Origin of the sequence: Cupriavidus sp. P-10 (assembly GCF_003402535.2) — a bacterium.
Taxonomy (GTDB): domain Bacteria; phylum Pseudomonadota; class Gammaproteobacteria; order Burkholderiales; family Burkholderiaceae; genus Cupriavidus.
Genome location: NZ_AP025172.1, coordinates 645,948 through 667,141, shown reverse-complemented (window position 1 = coordinate 667,141; position 21,194 = coordinate 645,948). Strand labels below are relative to the sequence as shown.

At 58.4% G+C, this 21,194-nt stretch carries 18 protein-coding genes; 8 read left to right on the top strand and 10 right to left on the bottom strand.

From position 1 onward, the window contains the following. Window positions 1-90 precede the first annotated feature (90 nt). Window positions 91-1,458 carry a heavy metal sensor histidine kinase gene (locus CTP10_RS33020; protein ID WP_116323989.1) on the bottom strand — a complete coding sequence of 456 codons (1,368 nt, stop codon included), beginning with the start codon at window positions 1,456-1,458 and terminating at the stop codon, window positions 91-93. A 119-nt stretch (window positions 1,459-1,577) separates the two neighbouring features. Here CTP10_RS33020 and CTP10_RS33015 point away from each other — a divergent pair, with 119 nt between their 5' ends. Further along, window positions 1,578-2,843, top strand: a complete 1,266-nt coding sequence (locus CTP10_RS33015) for an IS256 family transposase (protein ID WP_116324092.1) — start codon at window positions 1,578-1,580, stop codon at window positions 2,841-2,843. 1,060 nt (window positions 2,844-3,903) lie between these two features. Here CTP10_RS33015 and CTP10_RS33010 read toward each other — a convergent pair. The 9 genes from CTP10_RS33010 to CTP10_RS32970 all read right to left on the bottom strand — a co-directional run bounded on the left by CTP10_RS33010 (window position 3,904) and on the right by CTP10_RS32970 (window position 13,554). Then, window positions 3,904-4,662 (bottom strand): lipopolysaccharide biosynthesis protein, encoded by a 759-nt coding sequence (locus CTP10_RS33010; protein WP_271816189.1) that lies wholly within the window; start codon window positions 4,660-4,662, stop codon window positions 3,904-3,906. Further along, complete coding sequence (locus CTP10_RS33005; RefSeq protein WP_233528501.1) at window positions 4,605-5,099, bottom strand: lipopolysaccharide biosynthesis protein; 495 nt, start codon at window positions 5,097-5,099, stop codon at window positions 4,605-4,607. Before CTP10_RS33005 ends, CTP10_RS33010 begins: the two co-directional genes overlap by 58 nt. Before the next feature lie 351 nt (window positions 5,100-5,450). Further along, window positions 5,451-5,657, bottom strand: coding sequence for a hypothetical protein (locus CTP10_RS33000; protein ID WP_147316355.1), 207 nt, complete (start codon window positions 5,655-5,657; stop codon window positions 5,451-5,453). A 233-nt stretch (window positions 5,658-5,890) separates the two neighbouring features. Then, entirely contained in the window at window positions 5,891-6,688 is a 798-nt protein-coding gene (locus CTP10_RS32995; protein WP_271816187.1) for a methyltransferase family protein, read from the bottom strand. Between the two features lie 161 nt (window positions 6,689-6,849). After that, window positions 6,850-7,290: a hypothetical protein gene (locus tag CTP10_RS32990; RefSeq protein WP_199414768.1), complete on the bottom strand. Its 441-nt coding sequence runs from the start codon at window positions 7,288-7,290 to the stop codon at window positions 6,850-6,852. 193 nt (window positions 7,291-7,483) lie between these two features. Further along, window positions 7,484-7,825, bottom strand: a complete 342-nt coding sequence (locus tag CTP10_RS32985; RefSeq protein ID WP_116323992.1) for a P-II family nitrogen regulator — start codon at window positions 7,823-7,825, stop codon at window positions 7,484-7,486. A gap of 48 nt (window positions 7,826-7,873) precedes the next feature. Next, window positions 7,874-10,966, bottom strand: coding sequence for an efflux RND transporter permease subunit (locus CTP10_RS32980; RefSeq protein ID WP_116323993.1), 3,093 nt, complete (start codon window positions 10,964-10,966; stop codon window positions 7,874-7,876). Window positions 10,967-10,975: 9 nt separating this feature from the next. After that, window positions 10,976-12,205, bottom strand: a complete 1,230-nt coding sequence (locus CTP10_RS32975; protein WP_199414767.1) for an efflux RND transporter periplasmic adaptor subunit — start codon at window positions 12,203-12,205, stop codon at window positions 10,976-10,978. A 62-nt stretch (window positions 12,206-12,267) separates the two neighbouring features. Then, complete coding sequence (locus tag CTP10_RS32970; protein WP_116323995.1) at window positions 12,268-13,554, bottom strand: TolC family protein; 1,287 nt, start codon at window positions 13,552-13,554, stop codon at window positions 12,268-12,270. 277 nt (window positions 13,555-13,831) lie between these two features. Between CTP10_RS32970 and CTP10_RS32965 the strand changes: the two genes are divergently transcribed. From CTP10_RS32965 to CTP10_RS41185, 7 genes are all read left to right on the top strand, one after another. Beyond that, window positions 13,832-14,002, top strand: coding sequence for a hypothetical protein (locus CTP10_RS32965; RefSeq protein WP_158577778.1), 171 nt, complete (start codon window positions 13,832-13,834; stop codon window positions 14,000-14,002). Between the two features lie 99 nt (window positions 14,003-14,101). Next, window positions 14,102-14,443 (top strand): P-II family nitrogen regulator, encoded by a 342-nt coding sequence (locus CTP10_RS32960; RefSeq protein ID WP_116323996.1) that lies wholly within the window; start codon window positions 14,102-14,104, stop codon window positions 14,441-14,443. A gap of 337 nt (window positions 14,444-14,780) precedes the next feature. After that, window positions 14,781-15,740, top strand: coding sequence for an IS5 family transposase (locus tag CTP10_RS32955; RefSeq protein WP_271816186.1), 960 nt, complete (start codon window positions 14,781-14,783; stop codon window positions 15,738-15,740). 1,758 nt (window positions 15,741-17,498) lie between these two features. Then, on the top strand, window positions 17,499-19,124 hold the full coding sequence (locus CTP10_RS32950) for a glycosyltransferase family 39 protein (RefSeq protein ID WP_233528460.1): 1,626 nt from the start codon (window positions 17,499-17,501) through the stop codon (window positions 19,122-19,124). Beyond that, on the top strand, window positions 19,121-19,492 hold the full coding sequence (locus CTP10_RS32945; RefSeq protein ID WP_116323647.1) for a GtrA family protein: 372 nt from the start codon (window positions 19,121-19,123) through the stop codon (window positions 19,490-19,492). Before CTP10_RS32950 ends, CTP10_RS32945 begins: the two co-directional genes overlap by 4 nt. Further along, window positions 19,489-20,613 carry a glycosyltransferase family 2 protein gene (locus tag CTP10_RS32940; RefSeq protein WP_116323648.1) on the top strand — a complete coding sequence of 375 codons (1,125 nt, stop codon included), beginning with the start codon at window positions 19,489-19,491 and terminating at the stop codon, window positions 20,611-20,613. The genes CTP10_RS32945 and CTP10_RS32940 overlap by 4 nt, the downstream gene beginning before the upstream one ends. 234 nt (window positions 20,614-20,847) lie before the next feature. Further along, complete coding sequence (locus CTP10_RS41185; protein ID WP_116323649.1) at window positions 20,848-21,126, top strand: zinc ribbon domain-containing protein; 279 nt, start codon at window positions 20,848-20,850, stop codon at window positions 21,124-21,126. Window positions 21,127-21,194: the final 68 nt, after the last annotated feature.

Here is a 21,194-nt window from a genome sequence, read left to right as displayed (position 1 = left end):
GAGGTCCGGAGCAAAAATTGTCATGCAGCGCCCGCCCCGGCTTGTAAAAACTGCGCCTTGTCCATGACCTACTCTCTCAATTGGAGGCATCTAGCCTAAAGCCGCGCTCCGGGGGAAAATCAAGAGGAAGCGGGTAGTGCCATCCGACGATTCCGCCGATATCTCTCCGCCATGCGCAACCATGATGGCTTGCGTAATAGAAAGCCCTAGCCCTACGCTGTCAGAATCGGCATGTGTCCTTGACTTGTCGGCACGGAAAAAGCGGTCAAATACCAATGGCAGCAGCTCGGGACTGATCTCGCCGTCGTTCTGGACCACGATCGACGTGCTCCCGCCCTGCTCGCGTGCCTGGACACGGATCTCCTTGCCGGTTGGTGTATAGCGTAGCGCGTTCGAGAGCAGATTGCTGAGCGCTCGGCGTAACATTAAACGATCTCCGGTAACCTTCCCTTGCCCATCAAAATGCAGGTGGATGCCTTTGTCCTCCGCCAACGCGTCGTAGAAGTCAAACAACGACAGCACTTCATCCACAGCGTTGATCGCCTCGACATTCGGCAACGTGATGCCATGCTCGATTTTCGCGAGGTATAGCATGTCGGACAACATCTGCGTGAGACGCTGTAGTTCCTCCGCGTTGGACTCTAACACCTCGCGGTATTCATCGGCGTCGCGGGATTGAGACAGGGCGACCTGCGTCTGAAGCATCAAGTTCGTAATCGGCGTGCGTAACTCGTGAGCAAGGCCGGAAGAAAAATCCGACAGACGGTCGAAGTCATACTGGACGCGCTCGAGCATCGCGTTCACCGTTGCTACGAGGTTTCCCACCTCGACGGGCAGTGCATTGACCGGCATGCGCTCGTCACGATTGCGTGCGGTGAGCGCCCGGGCGCGTGTGGCCAGGGAATGCAACGGCGCCAGTCCGCGCCGGGCAGCCCACCAGCCGAACATGCCGCTCACAAACACCGCCAGCGTGAAGTAGCATGCCAGGGACACCCGGAATGCCCGCACGGAGTGCGCGTGTAGTTGTGTATCCAAGCCGACAACAATTGTCAGCGGCGTGGACTGTGCGCCAATCGCGGGAGCAATGGCGCGCATACCCCGGTACACCTTTCCATCTTGCTTAAATACAAAGGTATTGCGGTCTGAGCCGAGCTTCGCCACGGCATCGAAGGCGGTACTGAAATCGAATCCCTTGGTCGCATGTAGACTGCTACCGTCCATAGCGCGAACGTGCGCAACAATTCCGGGATATTGACCCAGTGTCTCACCAAGCCTGGCAGGAATCGACTTTGTTTGGCTTACCGCGACGGTCTCTTGGATCCGGCGAATATTGTCCCCGAGCACGGCATAATCTTCGTCGGCAAAGATTTGATCTACGGAGCAGGCAGTGAGTACTCCCAAGCCTAGTAAGATGGCAGCCGAGGACAGCGAGAAGAGAATTGCGAGCCGCGCCCTCAGGAGCTAAAGTCGAAAGTGGTGTACGGGGGGAGTTTGAGGCGAGGAGTTGAAGGCGGTGGAGATTTCCGCTGAGAATCTGATTGTCGAGATCGGAAACCAGCACACAAGAAAACTCCACCATGAGCAAGGATAAAGGTAAAGAAGCAGTCGGTCTATCGGAAATCGAGCTGGGGCTCGAGGAACTGATCAGGCGTGGGGCCCGGCGGGTCATCCAGGAGGCGATCGAAGTGGAACTTGCGGAGCTGCTTGCGCAGTTCAGTAACGTCAAGACATTGAGCGGCCAGCGCGCCGTGGTGCGCAATGGCTACCTCCCGGAGCGCGACGTGCTGACGGCTGCCGGACCGATTGCCGTGAAGGTGCCCAAGGTGCGTGACCGGTCCGGGTCTGGCGTGAAGTTCAACTCGGCGATCGTGCCGCCCTATGTGAGGAAGTCGCCGCGGGTGAGTGCGGCGCTGCCGTGGCTGTATCTGAAGGGGATCTCCACAGGCGACATGAGCGAGGCGCTGTCGGTGCTGCTGGGTGAGGAGGCCAAGGGGCTATCGGCCAACGTGGTAAGTCGCCTGAAGGCGCAGTGGGCAGACGAACATGCGCGCTGGAATCAGCGTGATCTGTCGGCGGCGCGCTATGTGTACTGGTGGGTGGATGGCATCCACACGGGCTTGCGCAGCGAGGGCTCGGACGGGCAATGCCTGCTGGTGATCATTGGCGTCACGCCCGATGGCAGGAAGGAGCGCGTGGCAATCGGTGACGGCTATCGGGAATCGAAGGCATCGTGGCAGGAGGTGCTGCTGGACCTGAAGTCGCGCGGCCTGCAGGCTGGCCCGCTGGCGGCGGTCGGCGATGGCGCCATGGGATTCTGGGCTGCCCTGGAGGAAGTGTTCCCGGCCACGCGCGCCCAGCGCTGCTGGTTCCACAAGATGGGCAATGTCCTGAACGCCTTGCCGAAGTCCCAGCACGGCCGCGCCAAGGCGGATCTGCAGGCGATCTGGATGGCGGCCACCCGGGCGGATGCCTATGCTGCCTTCGATCGCTTTGCAACGATCTACGGCGCCAAGTACCCCAAGGCCACCGGCGTGCTCACCAAGGATCGGGACAGCCTGTTGACCTTCTACGACTTCCCGGCCGAGCACTGGCAGCACATCCGCACCACCAACGCGATTGAATCGACCTTCGCGACCGTGCGTCACCGCACCACGCGCACGCGCAATTGCGTGTCCAGAGCGACCTTCCTCGGTCTGGCCTTCAAGCTGATCGAGGAAGCCGAGAAAACCTGGCGCCGCATCAGAGGCGCTGAACACATCGAACTGCTCTTGAAGGGCATCCCCTTCAAGGACGGAACCCCGGCGCTGGACAATCCGCCGGATCAGCAGAAACTCGCCGCCTGACAACCGGCCCTCGATCAACCCCTGTACACCAGATTTGACTTTATCTCCGCCCTCAGCGAAAGTGGCACCTCGTTCGGCCGCTGACCCCCTCGAGTGCGCAGCCACGTGTCGCGACCCGTCGGGATCAGTATTGTCGTGAAGCCGTCGTCGCTTTTGGTGTGCGACCGCTGGGAAGACCACATCAATGACATTGCTTTTGCTGCCTAGCTTCATACCCCCAGGGGGACGCCGATCAAGATGCACTTTTACGCCCGCGCGGGCCAGCACTGGGAGCAAGGCAGCCTTACGTATGTGGAAGCCGGCTGCGTTCGACATAGAGGCGTGACCCACGAGCATTCGGCAGATTGACACGACGTCCAGCACCAATCTTCGTTACCCTACTCGGCAACTTGCCACGCTGTTGCTCTGCGCACCGCGCCCTGAACGTCTTGTGCGGTAGGCAGTACTTCCTGCTGCTGCGCTTCCGCAAATCGCTGAGAACCTGCTGCCTGCGACCTGTTCGTACCCAATGCCATGCTATGAAACCGTCGGCCACCTGGCCGTTACGCTGGCATTACATTCCGGTAAGCTAAGCGAAAGCGTCGTATCTCCCCTCCTCGTCTCGCGCGATCGCAGCTAACGCAATCCCTTCCCGCATTGAATGCGATAGCGCTCGAACTGATCCGTTGGCGTGACAGGCCAACCCCGCTGCCGACGGTAGCGCTGTGGGCATGCGTTCGCGGCTCCTCCCCCTCCCACGCCAGACGCGCCCCCCCCCGATGACCGGATCGTCCCAATGCGGAATTGCGCAGAACCTTGTGCGATGGGTGAGGGACGAAGTTGAGGCGTAGCGCAAGATGGGTGTACCGCCACAAATATGACGCCTTCATAGAAGGTCTCGCAAACGTAAAGTTGGTGGGCCCTGTCCTGCGAAGCAAGTGTGAAATTTCCTGCAACCGGAAAGCTATCGCGTAGCAACGGGCCGAATTGCTTATCCGCTCCTCGGGAGATGTCCATCCGCGCAGCACTTAGAAGGCGAATCGGCAGAAGCCGCGGCGGCGATGACGAACCGGCGGCCTGTTTACACAGGCTGCTGCCTTGTCGCCATCGGTTCGCGCGATCGGACAAGAAAGCCGATGCCCACCAGCACCGCCACCGCATTGCCCGCGACATAGCCATAGACTGCGCCACGGGCTCCAAACATCGGGATCATGATGAGATCCACCACGATCATGGTGGACAGCACCAAAAACCATTTCTCCACCAGCCAGCGTGGCTTGCGCAGATAGACCACCAGCAACGTCAGCGCGGCGTCCACCAGCCCGGAAGCCATCGCCGACAGCCTCAGCAGGTCGGCTGCGGCCTCATAGTGGTCACCGTAGATCAGCGCAATGATCCAGGGCGCGCAGAACGCAAGCACCGCGCCCCCCACGATGCCAGTCGCCAGCATGCCTGCGCCGACGTACAGCACATTGCGGCGGACCCGCGCAAAGGTCGGCTGGGCATAGATCACCATCGGTGCAACGGAGGTTGTCACGATTGCGCCGAGCAGTATGAAGTTGTCCAGCACCTGCATGGAGGCGGCATAGCCGCCCAACTCGAACAGGCTGATGTGCGGCTTGAGCAGCAGTTGATCGATGCGCTTCGCCAGCAGCATCAGCATCAGGCTGACCCAGAGCGTCGCGCCGTCGCGCAGCAGCCGCCTGGCCAGGCTGATGTCGATGCTCACCGCCACGCGAGGGCTGCGCTTGCGGTAGTAGCAGGCTAGCAGCGACGCACAGATCATGGCCTCGCCGACGAACACCCACGCGAAAGCCGGCACCGCGCGGGATCCCGCCAAGTACAGTGCCCCGATTGCCGCGACCCGGAAAGCCAGGCTCGGACGGTGCCAAAGGGTTCATAGAATAGGATGGGTATGCCGAAGATGACGGCGGTCAGGACGATGACCTTGTCATCCTCTGTCAGCGCCAACACCGCCATCACAATCAGGTATCCCGCGATGGCCGCGGCTCCACGCAGCGCAAATACATGGACAAGCAACCTGTGCTGGGCTGCGGGTGCCCGGTCGCCGACCAATCGCGGGACGACGACTTCGGCCCCACAGATCAGAGCCACCGATGAAGCAATCAGCACCAGCGATTGTGCGTACTGGAACGCGGCAAAGCTTTCCGGCCCGATGGCGCGCGCAATCATGCCAATACTGACGATTCCGAATACTACCTGCAGGCCCCGGCCGAGCACCAGCCAGAGGAAATTCCGTACAATTTGCATACGCATTGCAAAGCCCTCCCAGGGCAACCTTCACAACGACTGGGTAACCGGCGTGAGCACAGAGTGCAGGAGGCAGGGCTATCATTAGCCCGGCGTCAGCACTCACCGATCAGATTGGGAAATGGCCGAGCGGCAGTATCACGTACTGCGACGCATCAGGATGGCGACATACAGTTGCGCCACCCTCAATGGATGCCGTCCCGGCGTCGTCACCAAGCGGGACGCGGAGGCGGATGCGGGAGGTCGAAGAACCTATCTGGTAGCGCGAAAGCGAGAAATATCGGCTCCGTCTGGCTATGCTCGGAAGCGGATGGCGCCAGAACGTCTGGTAATGCCGCACTCAGGCTGGTGCCGTAGTCAAAATCGAGTTGATGCCCAAGCGATTCCGCTGCCGCCACCATGGTGGATGGTGCCGTCGTCGTCATGGTGATGCGGGAGATGCTGCGCATGCTCGACCATGTGCTCGACTATACGATCCGGAGCTTGCATGAGATACCGCCACGGCGCAGACAGCACCTGGAGCGGCATGAGCAGCACGAGAAAGAAGACCACAATGCGGGACATGGGCAGAAATTCTGGGCCAGCGTCGCCCTTTATTGCGAAGTGTTTTGCAAGGCAGCGTACCAATTTGGCGACGCCGAAGGCAAGGCACGATGCCATGATGATGGGGTCCCGCAAACATGGCAGGCCGCTCGATCTAATCCGAGGGTAGCGGCGGCAACGACTGGGCAACACCCTCGCCCTCGTTTCATGACCTTGCAATCTTAAAGCCCCCGCCATGATGATTTCGAAAGCGATCAAACAAGCGAGACAACGGCTCGAAGTATGCCTATGTCGTGCAATAGGTCAAATGACTCTACGACGATAGACAGGCCGAGGAACCATATCGAGTCTGCGATATTTCGCTGGAAGGACGCGACATGGACCGTCCAGCTCTTCTCGGCTCTGTAGAGCGCAGGACGCGGAAAGAATGCCGGCGTTCGCCCGGCATACTCCGCAAACGACGAGGCGAGGAAGTTGTCCTCACGCCGGATAACTGCCGGATACATAATCGCAAATGCAGCGGCCAGTATCGCCATGAGTGTGATCGACTCCGTCATTGCCCCCAATCCCAGAATCCCAAGCAGATTACAGACGTAGAGTGGATGGCGACAGATTGAGTAAGGACCAGAGGTCACAAGTTCATTGTTCTTTCTACCGGAAATGTAAAGCGCGCACCAAAGTCTACCCACGGTTGCAAGTGTGACCCCAAGCATGCCAAAGGTGAGGAGCAGTGGAGACACCCACGTGCCATCCCACCTCGAGTGGCCAAAAACGAGGCACACGAAGACAAGCAACACGACAGCGCGCCATAGGCCGATGCGATGGCGCGTCAAATACGCATCAATCGTTTGCGAAAAAACTGCTCGGGATGCCGAAGAACGCGCGGTAGCCGCCACGAAATTAGATGCGAGATAGACGTGACAATTATCATGAAAATTCACTCGCAGACGCCGATAAAAAGGCTTCGCGATGACTCGCCCGAATTTTATAGCTTCGGCTGGGAAAGCGCCGATTGTTGCAAAACTGTAATACCGCGTTAACTTTCGTTTCACGCGACTTCGCTTCCCCTTGCTTGGACCTGGGAGCCTGGCACACCAATATCGAGCAGGACCTTCTGCGTCATAGCCGCGAACTGCTGCTGGCCAAGCCGTCCATGTAGTGCTAGCAGTTACAGTTTTCGGGCGAGGTTTCCAGTGGATTTCGCTCGCCGGGATCAAGAAGGTGATGCCGCCGATTGTGCCGGCTGGCAACGGGAACGCGAGGTCTGGACCGGCACTGACGCACAACTGGCGCATCGGTGGTCATGACGAACGACTTTCAGCGCGCGCTTTGTCATTCGGATTTCGTAGTCCTCACCGTCGATCGGCACAAAGACGACGGCACGGTAAAGGGTTCGCGGCAGATGTGAAGCATAGACGCTGACGCGAACCTGGTATCCTGCTTCAATCCAGACCTCGCGAACAAACGACTTTGGCTCCATGATTCTCGGGTCATCCATGTCAAGCGCAAATGCTGCATCCACGGCGTTCTCGGTAGTCGGCGTCAGTTCTGCTGAAGCGGCGCGGGCAACCGGGATCAAGTCAAACCGCGATAACGTTCTGCAGCTGGGCTCACGGCCGATATCGACGCCCGCAAACCTTGCGTCGGGTGCCAAGCCTTCCACCGATATTCGAGCGCGGGCACGCGGGCTGTCAGTGGGCTGTACAAACGGTACGCAGGCCGCACTGCTCAATGCAAGCAATGCCACTACTCCGAGACATCTCATTTTCGGCTCCGTAGGTCCATGAACCGATACCAAACGGGTCCAGCACTCTCAACCGAGGGAAGCAAAGGGAAGGACGCGGAAATCAGTGGATACACACCGCGTGCTGAATTTCACTCATGAATATCCACCCCGCATCTGGTTGCCCAGTGGCTGCGGCCTTTGCAATGGCATCAGTCAGAATAGCGGCCACGTCGTCAGCGCATACGAGTTCGAGCTTATACTCTGCGATAACGGCTTCAGCAAGCTCCATCGAATAGTGTTGCTGCGTGGGATCCCCACTCGCTAGCGGCCGCTGCACCTTCGATACCGTGACGTTGTGGCACCCATTTCCGGAGTTACTCATGTCACAGTGACCGGAGTCTTTCAGCGCCTCTATGACGTTGGCGATACGGTGTTGTCGAATAAATGCCTTGATCTCTTTCATTGGTATTCCCCTCACAGCGGTTCCGTTGCGAAGCAGTACAGCGTGTTGTCAGGTCGAATCACGTTTGCGTTCCGCCCGACTTGCCACCCACTCGTACATAAGCGGCAACAACAAGAGCGTGAGCGCTGTTGATGTGATGAGGCCACCGACAACTACGGTCGCCAAAGGTCGCTGAACCTCCGCTCCCACCCCTTGCGAAAGCAGCATGGGCACCAGACCGAGTATTGCCACTGAGGCCGTCATTAACACCGGGCGCAGACGAAGCGTCGCGCCTTGGCGCACCGCCTCGCGGATCGACAGGCCCTGGCGGCGCTGATCGTTTAGAAAAGAGACCAATACAATGCCGTTCAGCATTGCCACGCCAAAGACGGCGATGAATCCAATGGCGGACGGCACAGAGACGTACTGGCCCGTCAATGCCAACCCGAAGACACCGCCGATCACGGCGAACGGCACATTAGCGATGATGAGAGTGGCGTGGGTAAGCGAATTGAATGCTGTATACAGCAGCAGGAAGATGAGCCCGATGGTGAGCGGCACGATCAGCACCAGCCGCGCCATAGCGCGCTGCTGATTCTCAAAAGCACCACCCCATTCGATCCAATAGCCCTCGGGGAGCTTGACTTGGCCCCGGATCTTTGCTTCGGCTTCACGCACGAAGCCGTCCACGTCGCGGCCCTTTACGTCCATTTGCAACACGGCGTAGCGCTGGAGTTGCTCACGGCGTACGAATGTATATCCCTCGTCCATTTCCACCGTCGCGACTCGCGACAGCGGCACGAGCGCCCCGGCCTGGGTGCGCAGCGGTATGTCGCTGATTGCCTGCCGACTGTCGCGGTATGCGCCGTCGAGTCTGACCTGAATGTCGAAGCGACGCACCCCATCGATGAGGGTGCTAACCGCTTTGCCACCTATGCCGGCCTGGACGACCTCTAGGATGTCATCGGCGTTGATGCCGAAGCGCGCTGCCGCTTCCCGGTTGACCTTCACCACAAGCTGAGGCTTACCCTTGTTCGCTTCCAGCGAAAGATCGGCTACCCCGGAAACCGACCCGAGCACAGGCTTGATCTGAGCCGCCAAGCGGTCAAGCACGGCGAGGTCGGCCCCGTAGAGTTTGAGCGCAAGTGTGGCACGAACACCGGAAATCAATTCCTCAACCCGCATCTGAATTGGCTGGGTATTTGCTAGTACCACCGTGGGCAGCGCGCGCTCAAGTGTTTCCTTCATTCGATCAGAGAGCTCTGGAATCGTAATCTTTTCCTGCCATTGCTCCGGCGGCTTCACATCCACCAGTACCTCCATGTAGTTGGCGTCGTTAGTCTCCCCCTTCTCTGCCCGACCAATGGTGGCTAAGACCGACTTGGTCTGGGGAAATTGCTGCTTGAGCACGACATTCATGGTCTGGGAGATGCGTACCGATTCCTCCAGCGAGGTCGAAGGGATGCCAGTCACTCGGAACATGATGGTTCCCTCCTGCAGGGTAGGCATGAACTCTTTGCCGAGAAATGGGAACACAGCCAACGCCGCGGCTAACAGCACCAGGGCGGCGGCAAACACCTTTTTCTTGTTTTCCAATGCGCGCTCGAGCAGGGGTAGATAAGCCGTCTTGACCCAGCGCACCAAGACGGTGTCTTTTTCCACCTTGGGCTTCAGGATCAGCGCCGAGAGCACCGGAATCAGCGTTAGCGTAAGGATCAGCGAGCCGGCCATGGCAAAGGTAATGGTGAGCGCCATTGGCTTGAAGAGCTTACCTTCCAGCCCGGTGAGGGAGAACAGAGGCAGAAAAACCACAATGATGATGAGGATGGCGAAGGCGATGGGATTGATCACCTCGCGCGCCGCTTCAAGGATGACATGGGTGCGGTTCACGGCAGTTCCCACTTGATGCGAGAGCAGCCGGAAACTGTTCTCCACCATCACCACCGCACCGTCCACCATCATGCCAATGCCAATAGCCAGGCCAGCCAGCGACATCAAATTGGCGGAGAGGCCGAACTGCTGCATCAGCAGGAATGCCATTAGCATAGCGAGGGGAAGAGCGAGGATCACTACCAGGGCCGAGCGCACTTCCCCAAGAAATAAGAACAACACAATTGCCACCAGAATCGAGCCTTCGATCAAGGCGCTCTCAGCGGTCTTCAGGGCCTTCTTGACGATGTCCGTACGGTCGTAAACCGGGTTCAGCGTAACCCCGTTAGGGAGTGCCTCCTGAGCAAGCTGAAGCTTCTGCTTCACTGCATCCACGACTTGCTTTGCGTTTTCGTGGATGCGGGCTAGTGCAATTCCGAGGGCGACCTCCTGGCCGTCTCGGGTAACTGCGCCAAAGCGGACAGCGGGGCCTTCCTTCACCTCCGCCACTTCATGCACGTGAATCGGAATTCCCTCCCGCTCGGCGACGACGATATTGCCAATGTCCGTCGTATTGGCAACTAGCCCCAGACCGCGCACTAGATACTGCTCTTGGCCAAGATTCACATACTGTCCGCCTACTTGCCGGTTATTCGCCGCGAGCGCCTCCATGACGGCCTTGTAACTCAGACTGTACTTAATGAGCTTTTGGGGATTGATTAAGACTTGATATTGCTTCTCTTGGCCGCCCCACGTCGTCACGTCATCCACCCCCGGAGCCGTACGCAGCATAAGGCGTACGCTCCAGTCATGCAGGGTGCGCAGATCCATTGCCGAGAGTTTCTCGTCGGCCGACTCAATCGTGTACCAGAACACTTGACCTAGTCCGGAACTATTCGGTCCCAAGGTTGGCTCGCCATAGCCCGTCGGTATGCGCTCGCGCGCCTCCTGCAGCTTTTCGCCGACGAGCCGTCGGACAAAATAGATGTCCAAGTCATCCTTGAAATAGACGCCGACATATGACAGCCCGAAGAGCGACACCGAGCGAATCTGCTCGACACCTGGTAAGCCGGCCATGGAAGTCTCGATCGGGGCAGTCAAAAGCTTCTCCACATCCTCCGCAGCCAGTCCGGGCGACTCTGTGTAGACATTTACCTGGTTCGGCGTGACATCGGGAAAGGCGTCCACCGGCATCGTCAACCAGGCTCGCACGCCGAGGAAAACGACCACGGCGAATCCCACCAACACGAGCACCTTGTAGCGAAGCGACAGATCGACGAGGCGGCTCAGCATGGCGGCCTCCTAGTGGCCTTCGCCCAACTGGGCCTTCATCAGGCGCGCCTTGAGAGAAAAGGTCCCCTCCGTCACCACCCGGTCGCCCACTGCGAGCCCCTTCTTGAGCACGACTCGCCCGCGTAGTTTTTCACCCAATTCCACCGCGCGTGGCTCAAAGCCGCCACTGCTAAGCTCGATAAAGACCGTCGGTTGGCCCTGCATCAAGACCACCGCCTCCTCGGGCAGCAAAAGGGCCTTTTGGCGCTTGCCGCCGCTCGTTTGAATGGCGGCCGTAGCGAACATTTCCGGCTTGAGATGTCCGTCTAAATTGGCGACTTCCACCCGAGCCTGGACAGTCCGCGTCTCCTTGTCGACGACGGCCGCGATGTAGGTGAGCCGACCCTGAAAGGCTTCGTCGGGATAGGCTGCGACGGTGACAATGGCCGGCGCACCGAGCTGGACTCGGCTGAAATCCTTTTCGAACAGGTTAGCCTCGATCCACAACCGGGAAAGGTCCGCCACGACGAAAAGCTGTTTGTCCGGCTGCGCCAACTCGCCTAAGATGGCGTGCTTTTCAATGACCGTTCCGGCAACGGGAGAAATCAGCGGGAACGTGGAGACTGCCCTGCCATCGGCCGAGGGCGCCTGACTCACGCCCAGCATGCGCAGGCGGTCGGCGGCGGCGGCGAATGCCGCCTTCGATTTTTCGTATTCGGCATGAGCGCGCATGTGATCCTTCTGGGCGATGATCTGTTCGCCGTGCAGCGCCTCCGCCCGCTCGAAGTCGGCTTTGGCCACCGCTTGGGCCGTCTTGGCTTGAAGATAGGCCGAATGCGCTTCGCCGACTTCTAAGCTGTCGAGCACAGCGAGTGTCTGGCCAGCTCGCACAGCCTCGCCCAGATTGACCTGGACCTTGACGATACGCCCAGTTACTCGCGGCGCAACATGGACGATGCGGTCCTGATTGGGACGAATCGTTGCGGTCAACGTCAATTGTTCGCTGACTTCCTCTTCACTCAACACCGCCGTCTTGATACCCGACGAGCGGATTTCGTCGGCACTGAGCTTGAGCTTTCCCCCACCGCTAATCTGTTCATCGGGGGAAGCAGCGCTACCTTGAGCCGTTTGCGGGACGCTCTTCTGGGAAGCCGAAGCTTGCTGCGTCGGTGGGTCACCGCGACCGCACCCGGTCAAGACCAGTACCGACAACCCGGCGGCGATAATGCCGAATTGCTGCAATAGGACGAGGACTTTCATGCTTGAGCCTTCGAGGCAAAGATTCCTCAAGTAGTTCTTGCTGCTATAGCCGACCGGAAGCTTCATTGCGGCCCGACCCAGCCTGCCGTCTGTTCTAGCTCAACACGGGTCAGGGCCAACTCGGTCATGGCCTCCAGCACCTCGCGACGGGTGTCCAGCACCTGTCGCGTCGCAAGAAGAAGTTGCGTGAGGCTTATCTCCCCTGCCCGGTAAGCCGCCGTGGACAGACGCTGGTTTTCCCGCAGGCGCTGCAGGACAAGCTCCTCCAGTCTGTTGACCCGCTTATGCACACTCCCCAACTGCTGCCATAGGGTCATCACGCTTGCGCGTGTATCGCGGATGACGGTCTGCCTTTCAATCTGGGCGTGAGTGAGTTCTGTGCCAGCTCGCCCGATGCCTGCTGCATTGCGGCGAAACAGCGGCAGCGGTAGCGAGACGCTTAAACCAACAATTCGCTCGCGTCCCTGAACCGGACCTTCGCGGCCGGCAAAGAGACCTACGGTGACGTCCGGATAGGCCGCGGCGCGCTCCAGGCCAAGCCGACTGCGGGCTGCCTGTTCCCGAAGGTCGAGCGCGCGCAGTCGTGGCCGGTCCGAGGCCATCGCCAAAAGGCGTTCAAGGGTATATGGGGACGGGCCATTGGTGAAAAGAGAACCTTCAACCTCCGGAAGCGCCTCCGCCTGCAATTGCAGCATCGCAGCGAGTTCGGCACGGGCGCGCAAAAGCTGCTCCCGCGCCACTTCCAATTGATTAATCGCGCGCCCCAGTTCCACCTCGGCAAGGTTGTGATCAAGCTTCGTGTCTTCGCCAGCCTCGAACCGTTTCCTTGCAATGTTGACATTCTCTCGGATCAGGGTGACTAGTTCCTGTTCCATAGCAACGCGAACTTGCAGGCTCAGCACACGAACGAACCGCTTCTCCACTTCGGCCCGCACCAGCCGACGAGCTTCTTCCACGGACTCCTGAATCGCCGCCAGATCTTGCTCGGCCGCCGCCCGGCGGTATCCTTGTTGGCCTGCAATCTCAATCTGCTGACTGACTTGTGCCCGCCATTCGCGCTGGGTGTCGTCGCCTGCACTGGGGTTGGGAACCATGCGGCGCAAGCCGTCCGCGCTCAAGTGAGGATTGTTCCAGAGCAGGCCCCGGCTATCGGTGACTTGTCCCTGCGCTGCGGCAAGGCTGGCTTGTGCCGCCTTGAGCGTTGGATTGGCGTCTTCGGCGATTTGCCAAGCCTGTTCCAGGGTAAGGGGAAGTTCGATAGCGAAAATGCTCTGGGCTGCCACCAATAAAACGAGCGCGGCGACGATGCAGGTCAGCCGTTTGCGCAGCGAAGCAGGGTTCGAGAGCATGCTTTGTCGAAATCGCCGATGGATTCGAAAGACTGCAATGACACCAAAAATGAGGCCGCAAAAGGCCGTGGCCTGGCGGCTCAGAAAGGTGGCATGCTTCCACTGTTCAGCGCAGCCTGCCTGCGGATACCGTTCACAAACGCAGCCTAGACGGGTAGAACGCGCCCGGCGCGCCAATGGCGATTCGTGGCCCTCACTTCCTTCGCGGACCACTTAGACAAACCGGTCCTAGTCTCTGTGAAGATTAGTCCTCAACGGTGGGGGAGGCAACTTCTGCATGGACCGCGATGCCTGGGTGGTCCACATCGGATGGGGCAAAAATATATGGCGAACAACGCCGACACAGCAGGTCGATCTGGGCGCCACATTGCGACGCGCCACGATCCTGGGTAGAAAAGCAGCTCCCAGCAAAGTCGATATGGAGGGCCTGCCGAATCGCCGCTTCTAGCAATGCATTTCGTCTGCGCTAGTAGCGCCTTGCGCGTGGACAAATGAAATTTCGCGACCAATAATTCTTACAGAATCGCACCAAAAAGGGGGTGTAGCCATGAAGCAAATTATCGCAATTATTCCTCCGCACCGCCTGGAAAGCGTTGAGACGGCCCTACATGAAGCCGGCCACTTGCCTGGCTTCACTTGGTTTCGTGTGCGTGGCCATCCAAGGGGCACCGGTCCCCATCACGCTTTCACCGGCGCTGAGTGGAATCCCGACGCACACAATCAAGTCGCGGTGATGATGTTCTGTGCCGACGAAGACTCGGATAACATCATCAGCGCCCTTCGCCTGTCGGCCTATACGGGGAATCGCCATGATGGGTTGATCGCCGTTGTGAACGTCGAAAGTATTCTCCGGATACGGACTGGGGAGCGCGGTGACGCCGCGGTTTGAAGGCGGAGGCCGATAAACGGTGAGATGATTCCAATGTTTACGAAAGATTGCAGAATCATTACTTCCTCGCAATAAAGTGACCTAGTCGCCCATCTGGCTCTGAGCGTCTTGTGCCGCCCCGTGGGTCTTATGGCTGCTGCATGTACCGCTGTCATCGGTCGTACCGCAAGCACTTCCAAAGCCACCCGACGGCGCGCTTTAATTCGATGGCGCCAAGTGGCGTTGTTGCATAAATCCGGGTGTCTGGCTGGGCCCTGACGTTTACGCGCAACGGTCTGGGCGGCGCCCCTGTTAACTCTTCGGGTAACTGCGTAGATTCTCGATTTTTGCCCGAGAGATGCGCAAGGACGAACACAAGCGGGGAGAGCCAAAGGGGATCTACCGTGTCAGGAACTGGGCAAAGTACAACGCAGGCTTGATCGCGAGAGGCGACGTCACGATGTGGATCGATGAAAGCGTGATGAATGCAGCGCCCGAGGCGGCGTCGCTCAGGCGTGGCCGGCCACACGTCTACTCGGACGCGGCGATTCAGATGCTGCTCGGAATCAAGCAGGTGTACCGTCTGCCGTTGCGTGCGCTGCAGGGCTTTGCACATAGCCTTCGCAAGCTCGCCTTCGCCGATTTGCCAGTCCCGAACTACACGACTCTGAGTCGCCGCGCGCAGGATCTGAACGTGGTGCTGCCGGTGCAGAGCGCCAGTCAGTCGCTGCACCTGGTGGTCGACAGCACTGGCCTGAAGGTATTCGGCGAGGGCGAGTGGAAGGTGCGCAAGCACGGCTACTTGAAGCGGCGCACCTGGCGCAAGGTGCATCTGGCGATGGACGCCAAGACCGGCCAGGTAAGCGCAGCTTTGATGACACATCAGGACGTTGGTGACGCTGACGTGTTGCCCGAGTTGCTCGATCAAATCCCCACCGATACGCCAATCGACACTATCGGTGGCGATGGCGCATACGACACGAAGCAATGCCACGCGGCGATTGCTGCGCGAGGCGCGCAACCGTCGATTCCGCCGCGTGAGGGAGCGATGCCATGGCCGCAGACCACGTCCGGTGCGGTCTGGCGCAACGAGGCCATTGACGCCATTGCCCGAAGTGGCAGGCGCGAATGGAAGACGTCCAGCGGCTATCACCGGCGTTCGCTGGTCGAGAACTTGATGTACCGGCTCAAGACACTCACGGGTAATCGCTTGTGGGCGCGTGATGTCGGGGCCCAGGCGGCCGAAGTGGCGATCCGCGTCGGCGTACTCAACCGCATGGTGGCCCTTGCACGCCCGCAGTCCGTCCGCATCGCCTGAACTCATCAGCACGGGAAACCTTTGTTTTCAGATCTGATTTATGCAACAACGCCGCGCCAAGTACAAATCAATCGTTTGCGTTATCACTGCTTCGGTAGGCTGGCAAGCCGCCTTGAGATTAAACGCGAGGTAACATATATAGAGCACGAACTTTGTAGCCTATACCTCGCATGTGACAATGATTGCTAAACTGTAATGTTTCGTCAATTCGCGCTTCACTTAACTCAATCGTTGCCGGGTTATAATTTTTCGTAGATCACCAAGACTAAGCCGTTTCCAGCGGATTGCAAAATTGCCGAAATTATGCAATTCGTTTGTAATGAATCACGGAATTGTCAGCCCAGTAGTTCGGACATCGCGACAACAAATGGTGAGTCGATTCACAGTGGGAATGGTGACGTCCTAAAATTGAGTCATCGAGATACATACCTCGAAGGAGGAATGATGACTAGGCATTGGTTGCTCGCGGGAATGTGCGCTGCCAACGCACTGCTGTCGGCGGCCGCTATGGCCCGCGCCGACGTGGCCCCAGTGATCGGTGCGCCAAGCGCAGTGGTTGGCGCTCCGCAGTTTGCGCCGCCACCTCCTATCTATGGTGCTCCGCGACCGCTGTATGAGCCGGCACCCGTCTACTACGGCCCGCCGCCGGTGTTGGTTCGTCCCGGTGTATATTTTGGACCGCCCAGCTATCACGGTTACCCGCCGCGTCGTGACTACGGACCGTCACCTGGTCACGCGCGTGGCGCAGGCATCGGTCATGGAAGCCGCTGATGATAGTGTCGCAGACGACGGCAGAGAATCAAGCATACGAGTCACGCTCTCATGCACTTCCAACGCTGGCGCTATAGCCGCCAGCGTGCCATTCATTACCACAGAGAACACCTGCTTTAGTGACCGCGAGCCTCGTATGCGGCATCGTGACGACCACGTTCGGGCTCACCTCGTCGATGTTCGCTACCGTGCCGCGGCTTACCATGCGACGCGCGCAACGCAGGACCATGCCCATAAGTCGGGTGCGAATTTTGCACCACCGCAACCGCGGGCATGATATGCACCGCCCCAGGAGCCGGTGCGCGGCGATGTCCATCAGGCGCGTAGCCATGTGTCTGCGCACTCGCGTTGGTAAAGCCTATAGCTAGCGCCGCGCCAACCAGGATTGGAAGCTTCGTCATGTATCTCTCCTTGTGTATTGGGGAAACGATCATACGACTTCGCCATCTCAATGAGTATCCGAATTCCTAAACAATTGTTAGTGCTTGTAACGGCTCTTCTCGTTTCGACTAGAACGACAGAGCTTATTACTACCAGAATGGTGCGCAATGCACGTCGATGCCCACAGCAGAGTCGAAGCACGTGTAAGTTCGATTACATAATTGCAACGGACCTGCAATTCACAAGCAATGGTCACACGACCTCCCAATTGATCTTGCATAACCAAGCCCTCCGTAACCATCTCGTAATGCTCCCGACAGGACCGAACTCTACAATTCCGGTGCTCGAGTGCCATTGAACACGCGCGCTTGCGGGGTGATCGACGACTTGTGGCTGAGCCATGGGCGCTCATTGCCTCGTGGCAACGGGGTCAAGGAAGCTTTGGTACTTAGCCTCTAATATTGGCGCGTGTACTCGAATCCTAGCCGGAGCGAGTCTACGCCACACTCAAGGACGACTCCCGACTCTCTCTTCATCTGGACAAAGCTGGAAGTACTTGACGATGATCCGTAGTAGCTTTCGTCCCACAGCAAAAAGGTCGGACCCGTGAAGCGACAGATAACCCTGGCACTGGCCATCGGCCTCGCATTAGTGCTATGGATCGCCACACTTTCAATTCGTCCGTTGTACGAACCCGATGAGGGCCGATACGCTGAGGTTCCGCGTGAGATGTACGTCTCAGGGGACTGGGTCACACCACGGCTGAATGGCATTAAGTTCTTTGACAAGCCGCCCTTGCAATATTGGGCTACGGCTAGCGCATACGAACTCTTCGGCCCCTCCGAATGGACGGCACGCGCCTGGAGCGCCCTAGTAGGACTTTTTGGTGCGCTAGTCGCCTGGTGGGCGGCACGATCTCTGTATGGGAGTCAAATTGGGTTCGCTGCGGCACTGGCTCTGACTGGCGCGCCACTTTGGATTCTCGGCTCCAACCTTACGACCACGGACATTGGCGTGGGGGCAATGCTCGGAAGCGCTGTGCTGATATTCGCTGTGGCATTCCAGAAGCGTAACTCGCGATTGTATCCCGTGGTTTGGTTGCTTGTGGGGTTGGCCTTCCTTGCCAAGGGACTAATCGCAGTCGTGTTGCCCGCTGCAACCCTACTGGTGTATGCCTGCCTAACTCGACAGTATGCACGTTTCCTGAGCACCAAGTTCTGGCGCTGGAGTCTGCTCGCCCTGCTTGTCTCCACGCCATGGCTTGTCATGGTTTCTCTGCGCAACCCGGAGTTCCTGAATTACTTCTTCATTCATGAGCACTTCGCGAGATTTTCGTCCGCGATCCATGAGCGAGATAAGCCCTTCTGGTTTTTCGTTGCCGTCACTTTAGCCGGAGTGCTTCCATTTGCTGGACTACTGCCTTGGACATTTGCGTTGGACCCGCGATATGCGCGAATCTCCCGGTCATTCGACAGCCGGCTGTTTCTTTCGTTATGGGTACTGGTTGTCCTCGTGTTCTTCTCGCTCTCCAAGTCCAAGCTGCCCCTCTATATTCTCCCTGCGTTCCCACCACTCGCGGTGTTGATTGCGCAAGGTGCGATGTCGGCAGCGCCGTCGACATTGGGAATGAGTTTTTTGAGCATGCCTGTTCTGGGCGCTGCGATCGGACTTCTCTTGTGGCACCCCACTCTGTCCGCCCTACTTCTGAAGCGGGACCTGAGCGACCCCAGTTTGCTTCACTATTGGGGAGGCATCACAATGCTCATTCTGGTGATTGGCGGTCTCATATCCTTCGCGACTGCCCTGCGTGGGCGGCCGCTTCGCGCGCATACCATCGCATCCCTCGCAACACTAGCCAGCCTTCAGGCCGGACTGATGGCGTCTCAAGCCTTTGAATCCTTGACCATCAAGCCAATTGGCCTGCAGGCCAAGGCCGCGTCCCGCAGTGACACTGAGTTCTTCAACGTGGGGCAAATAGACAGGGGGCTCGCATTCTACTCGGAAATGACGCCCGTGATTGTGGGTGCCAGATCCGAGTTGGACATGGGATTTGACGCGGAGCCAACCAAGTGGATTCCGAATGAGGACGCCTTCGTCGAACGGTGGAAGTCGTCTGGTCACAAGCTCGCAGTGATGCGGACGGAGACATTCCAGCGGCTACAGCCTAGGTTAGGTAACGAGACGACCCAACTCAGTCGCAATGGCGCCAACGTCCTGGTTCAGCGGCAATGAGATTTGCCCGCTTTATCGTAGCCGGCGCCTCGGCAACCGCGGTGCACTATTTGACGTTGATAACGCTTGTGCACTACGGCGCGGCCACACTCTTGAGCTCTGTCGTAGGCAGCGTTGCAGGGATGGTTACCCACTACCGGCTGAGCAGCCGGTGGGTGTTCGCACAAGGTGAGCGGCGAGGTTCCCGACTCGGTAGATTCCTAGCGGTAGCCTCCGTCGCCTTCGCTCTTAACTCGGTCTTTGTGTGGCTTGGACTTTCGCTTGGCCTCCACTACCTACTTGCGCAAATCTCGTCCACGCTACTAGTGATGGTGATCAACTATGCGCTACATACAAACTGGACGTTCATCCATGGAGAGGTGCGATGAGTACACCTAGCCCGCTACCAAAGACAATGTCGGTGGTTGTGCCGATCTTTAATGAAGAGGCCGTCCTTCAACAGTTCCACGCTCGGCTTTGTCATGTGATGGCCAACCTGTCGTTAGACTACGAAATCATCTATGTCGACGACGGCAGCCGAGATCAATCGCTTGCAATCCTGCAGCAGCTCAAGGCCGGCGATGAACGGGTGGGCGTGCTCGAACTTAGCCGCAACTTTGGCAAGGAAGCCGCACTGACAGCGGGCCTGGATGTGTCGCGTGGCGACGCCGTGGTGGTTATTGATGCCGATCTGCAGGATCCACCTGAACTGATTCCATCTCTTATTGAGAAATGGCGCGAGGGGTTCGATGTTGTCTACGCAACGCGAACTTCGCGTGATGGTGAAACAGTCCTGAAGAAGCTCACAGCGCATTGGTTCTATCGAATGATGGGTCGGCTGAGCGAAACAGATATACCCGCTGACACCGGCGACTTCCGGGTAATGAGCCGACGAGCCGTATCTGCACTCTGCCAACTTCGGGAGCAACACCGATTCATGAAGGGGCTCTACTCATGGATCGGTTTCAGTCAGGCTGCTGTCTACTATCGACGGGACGCGAGAGCACTGGGCCAAACGAAATTCAACTATCGGAAGCTACTTCGGTTCGCAATTGACGGCGTCACTTCATTCTCCACAGTGCCCTTGAAGCTTGCGACCTCGATTGGTCTTTTGGTGGCAATTCCGTCGTTCGCCATGGCATTGTTTATCGTGGCTAAGACCTTATTATTCGGGGATCCTGTCCGGGGGTATCCCTCAATGATGACCGCCATGCTGCTGCTGAGTGGTCTGCAGCTTGTCTTTCTTGGTGTGCTTGGGGAGTATGTTGGTCGTCTTTTCAACGAAACCAAGCGACGACCGGTGTATCTGATCGCGAGCTACATGGCACCGTCGACGCCACAGCTTGGAGCAGATGGCGACATAGCCCAAGCGGTCGCTCAAGATCCACGAGACCTTCAATTCTTGCCACGCGCGTGCCAGACCGAATGGCGCAGACCAGGTGAAGCCGCACCCCATGACGCAAATCGGACGCTTGCCCTGTCCACATCCAGCCCGATACCGTTGCGATAGACGGAACGCTGAACCGTAACGCTTCGCCATTTGATGGCTGCCAATTTCCGAACGGATTACATTTTCGCAACAAAGTGCGCCAATCAACCGTTAATCCCCCGCCTTTGAAGTCTTCGCTTGACCCTGTAGCTACTACAGACTATCTACTGAATCCATAGCCGCTCCGATAGGAAGCAAATCGAGGAAGCTCGATTGCCACCTCGTTAGCGCGTAAGGTCATGACGGGAGTTACAGATGAGTATTCTGGAAAAGCTATTTGGGCACCATGGAGGCAGCCACGGCAGGCGCCACGGAACCAACCATGGCAACGCTAACTACGGCTATAGCACCCCCTCGCCGTTGCCACAAAATGGAGCGATGAACTGCAGTGGCTGCGGTGCAGCAAGCGCCCCAGGCGCCCGCTTCTGTCAGCAATGCGGGATGTCGTTGACCCCTGGTAGCTGCGGCCAATGCGGTGCCTCGTTGCCACTCGGCGCGAGATTCTGTGCTGCTTGTGGCAAAGCGACGAAGTAATATGTGCGAGGCACCGTCATCCTTAATAGCACGCGGGCGATGGTGGCGTGCCGGGCATCTCGGGGAAT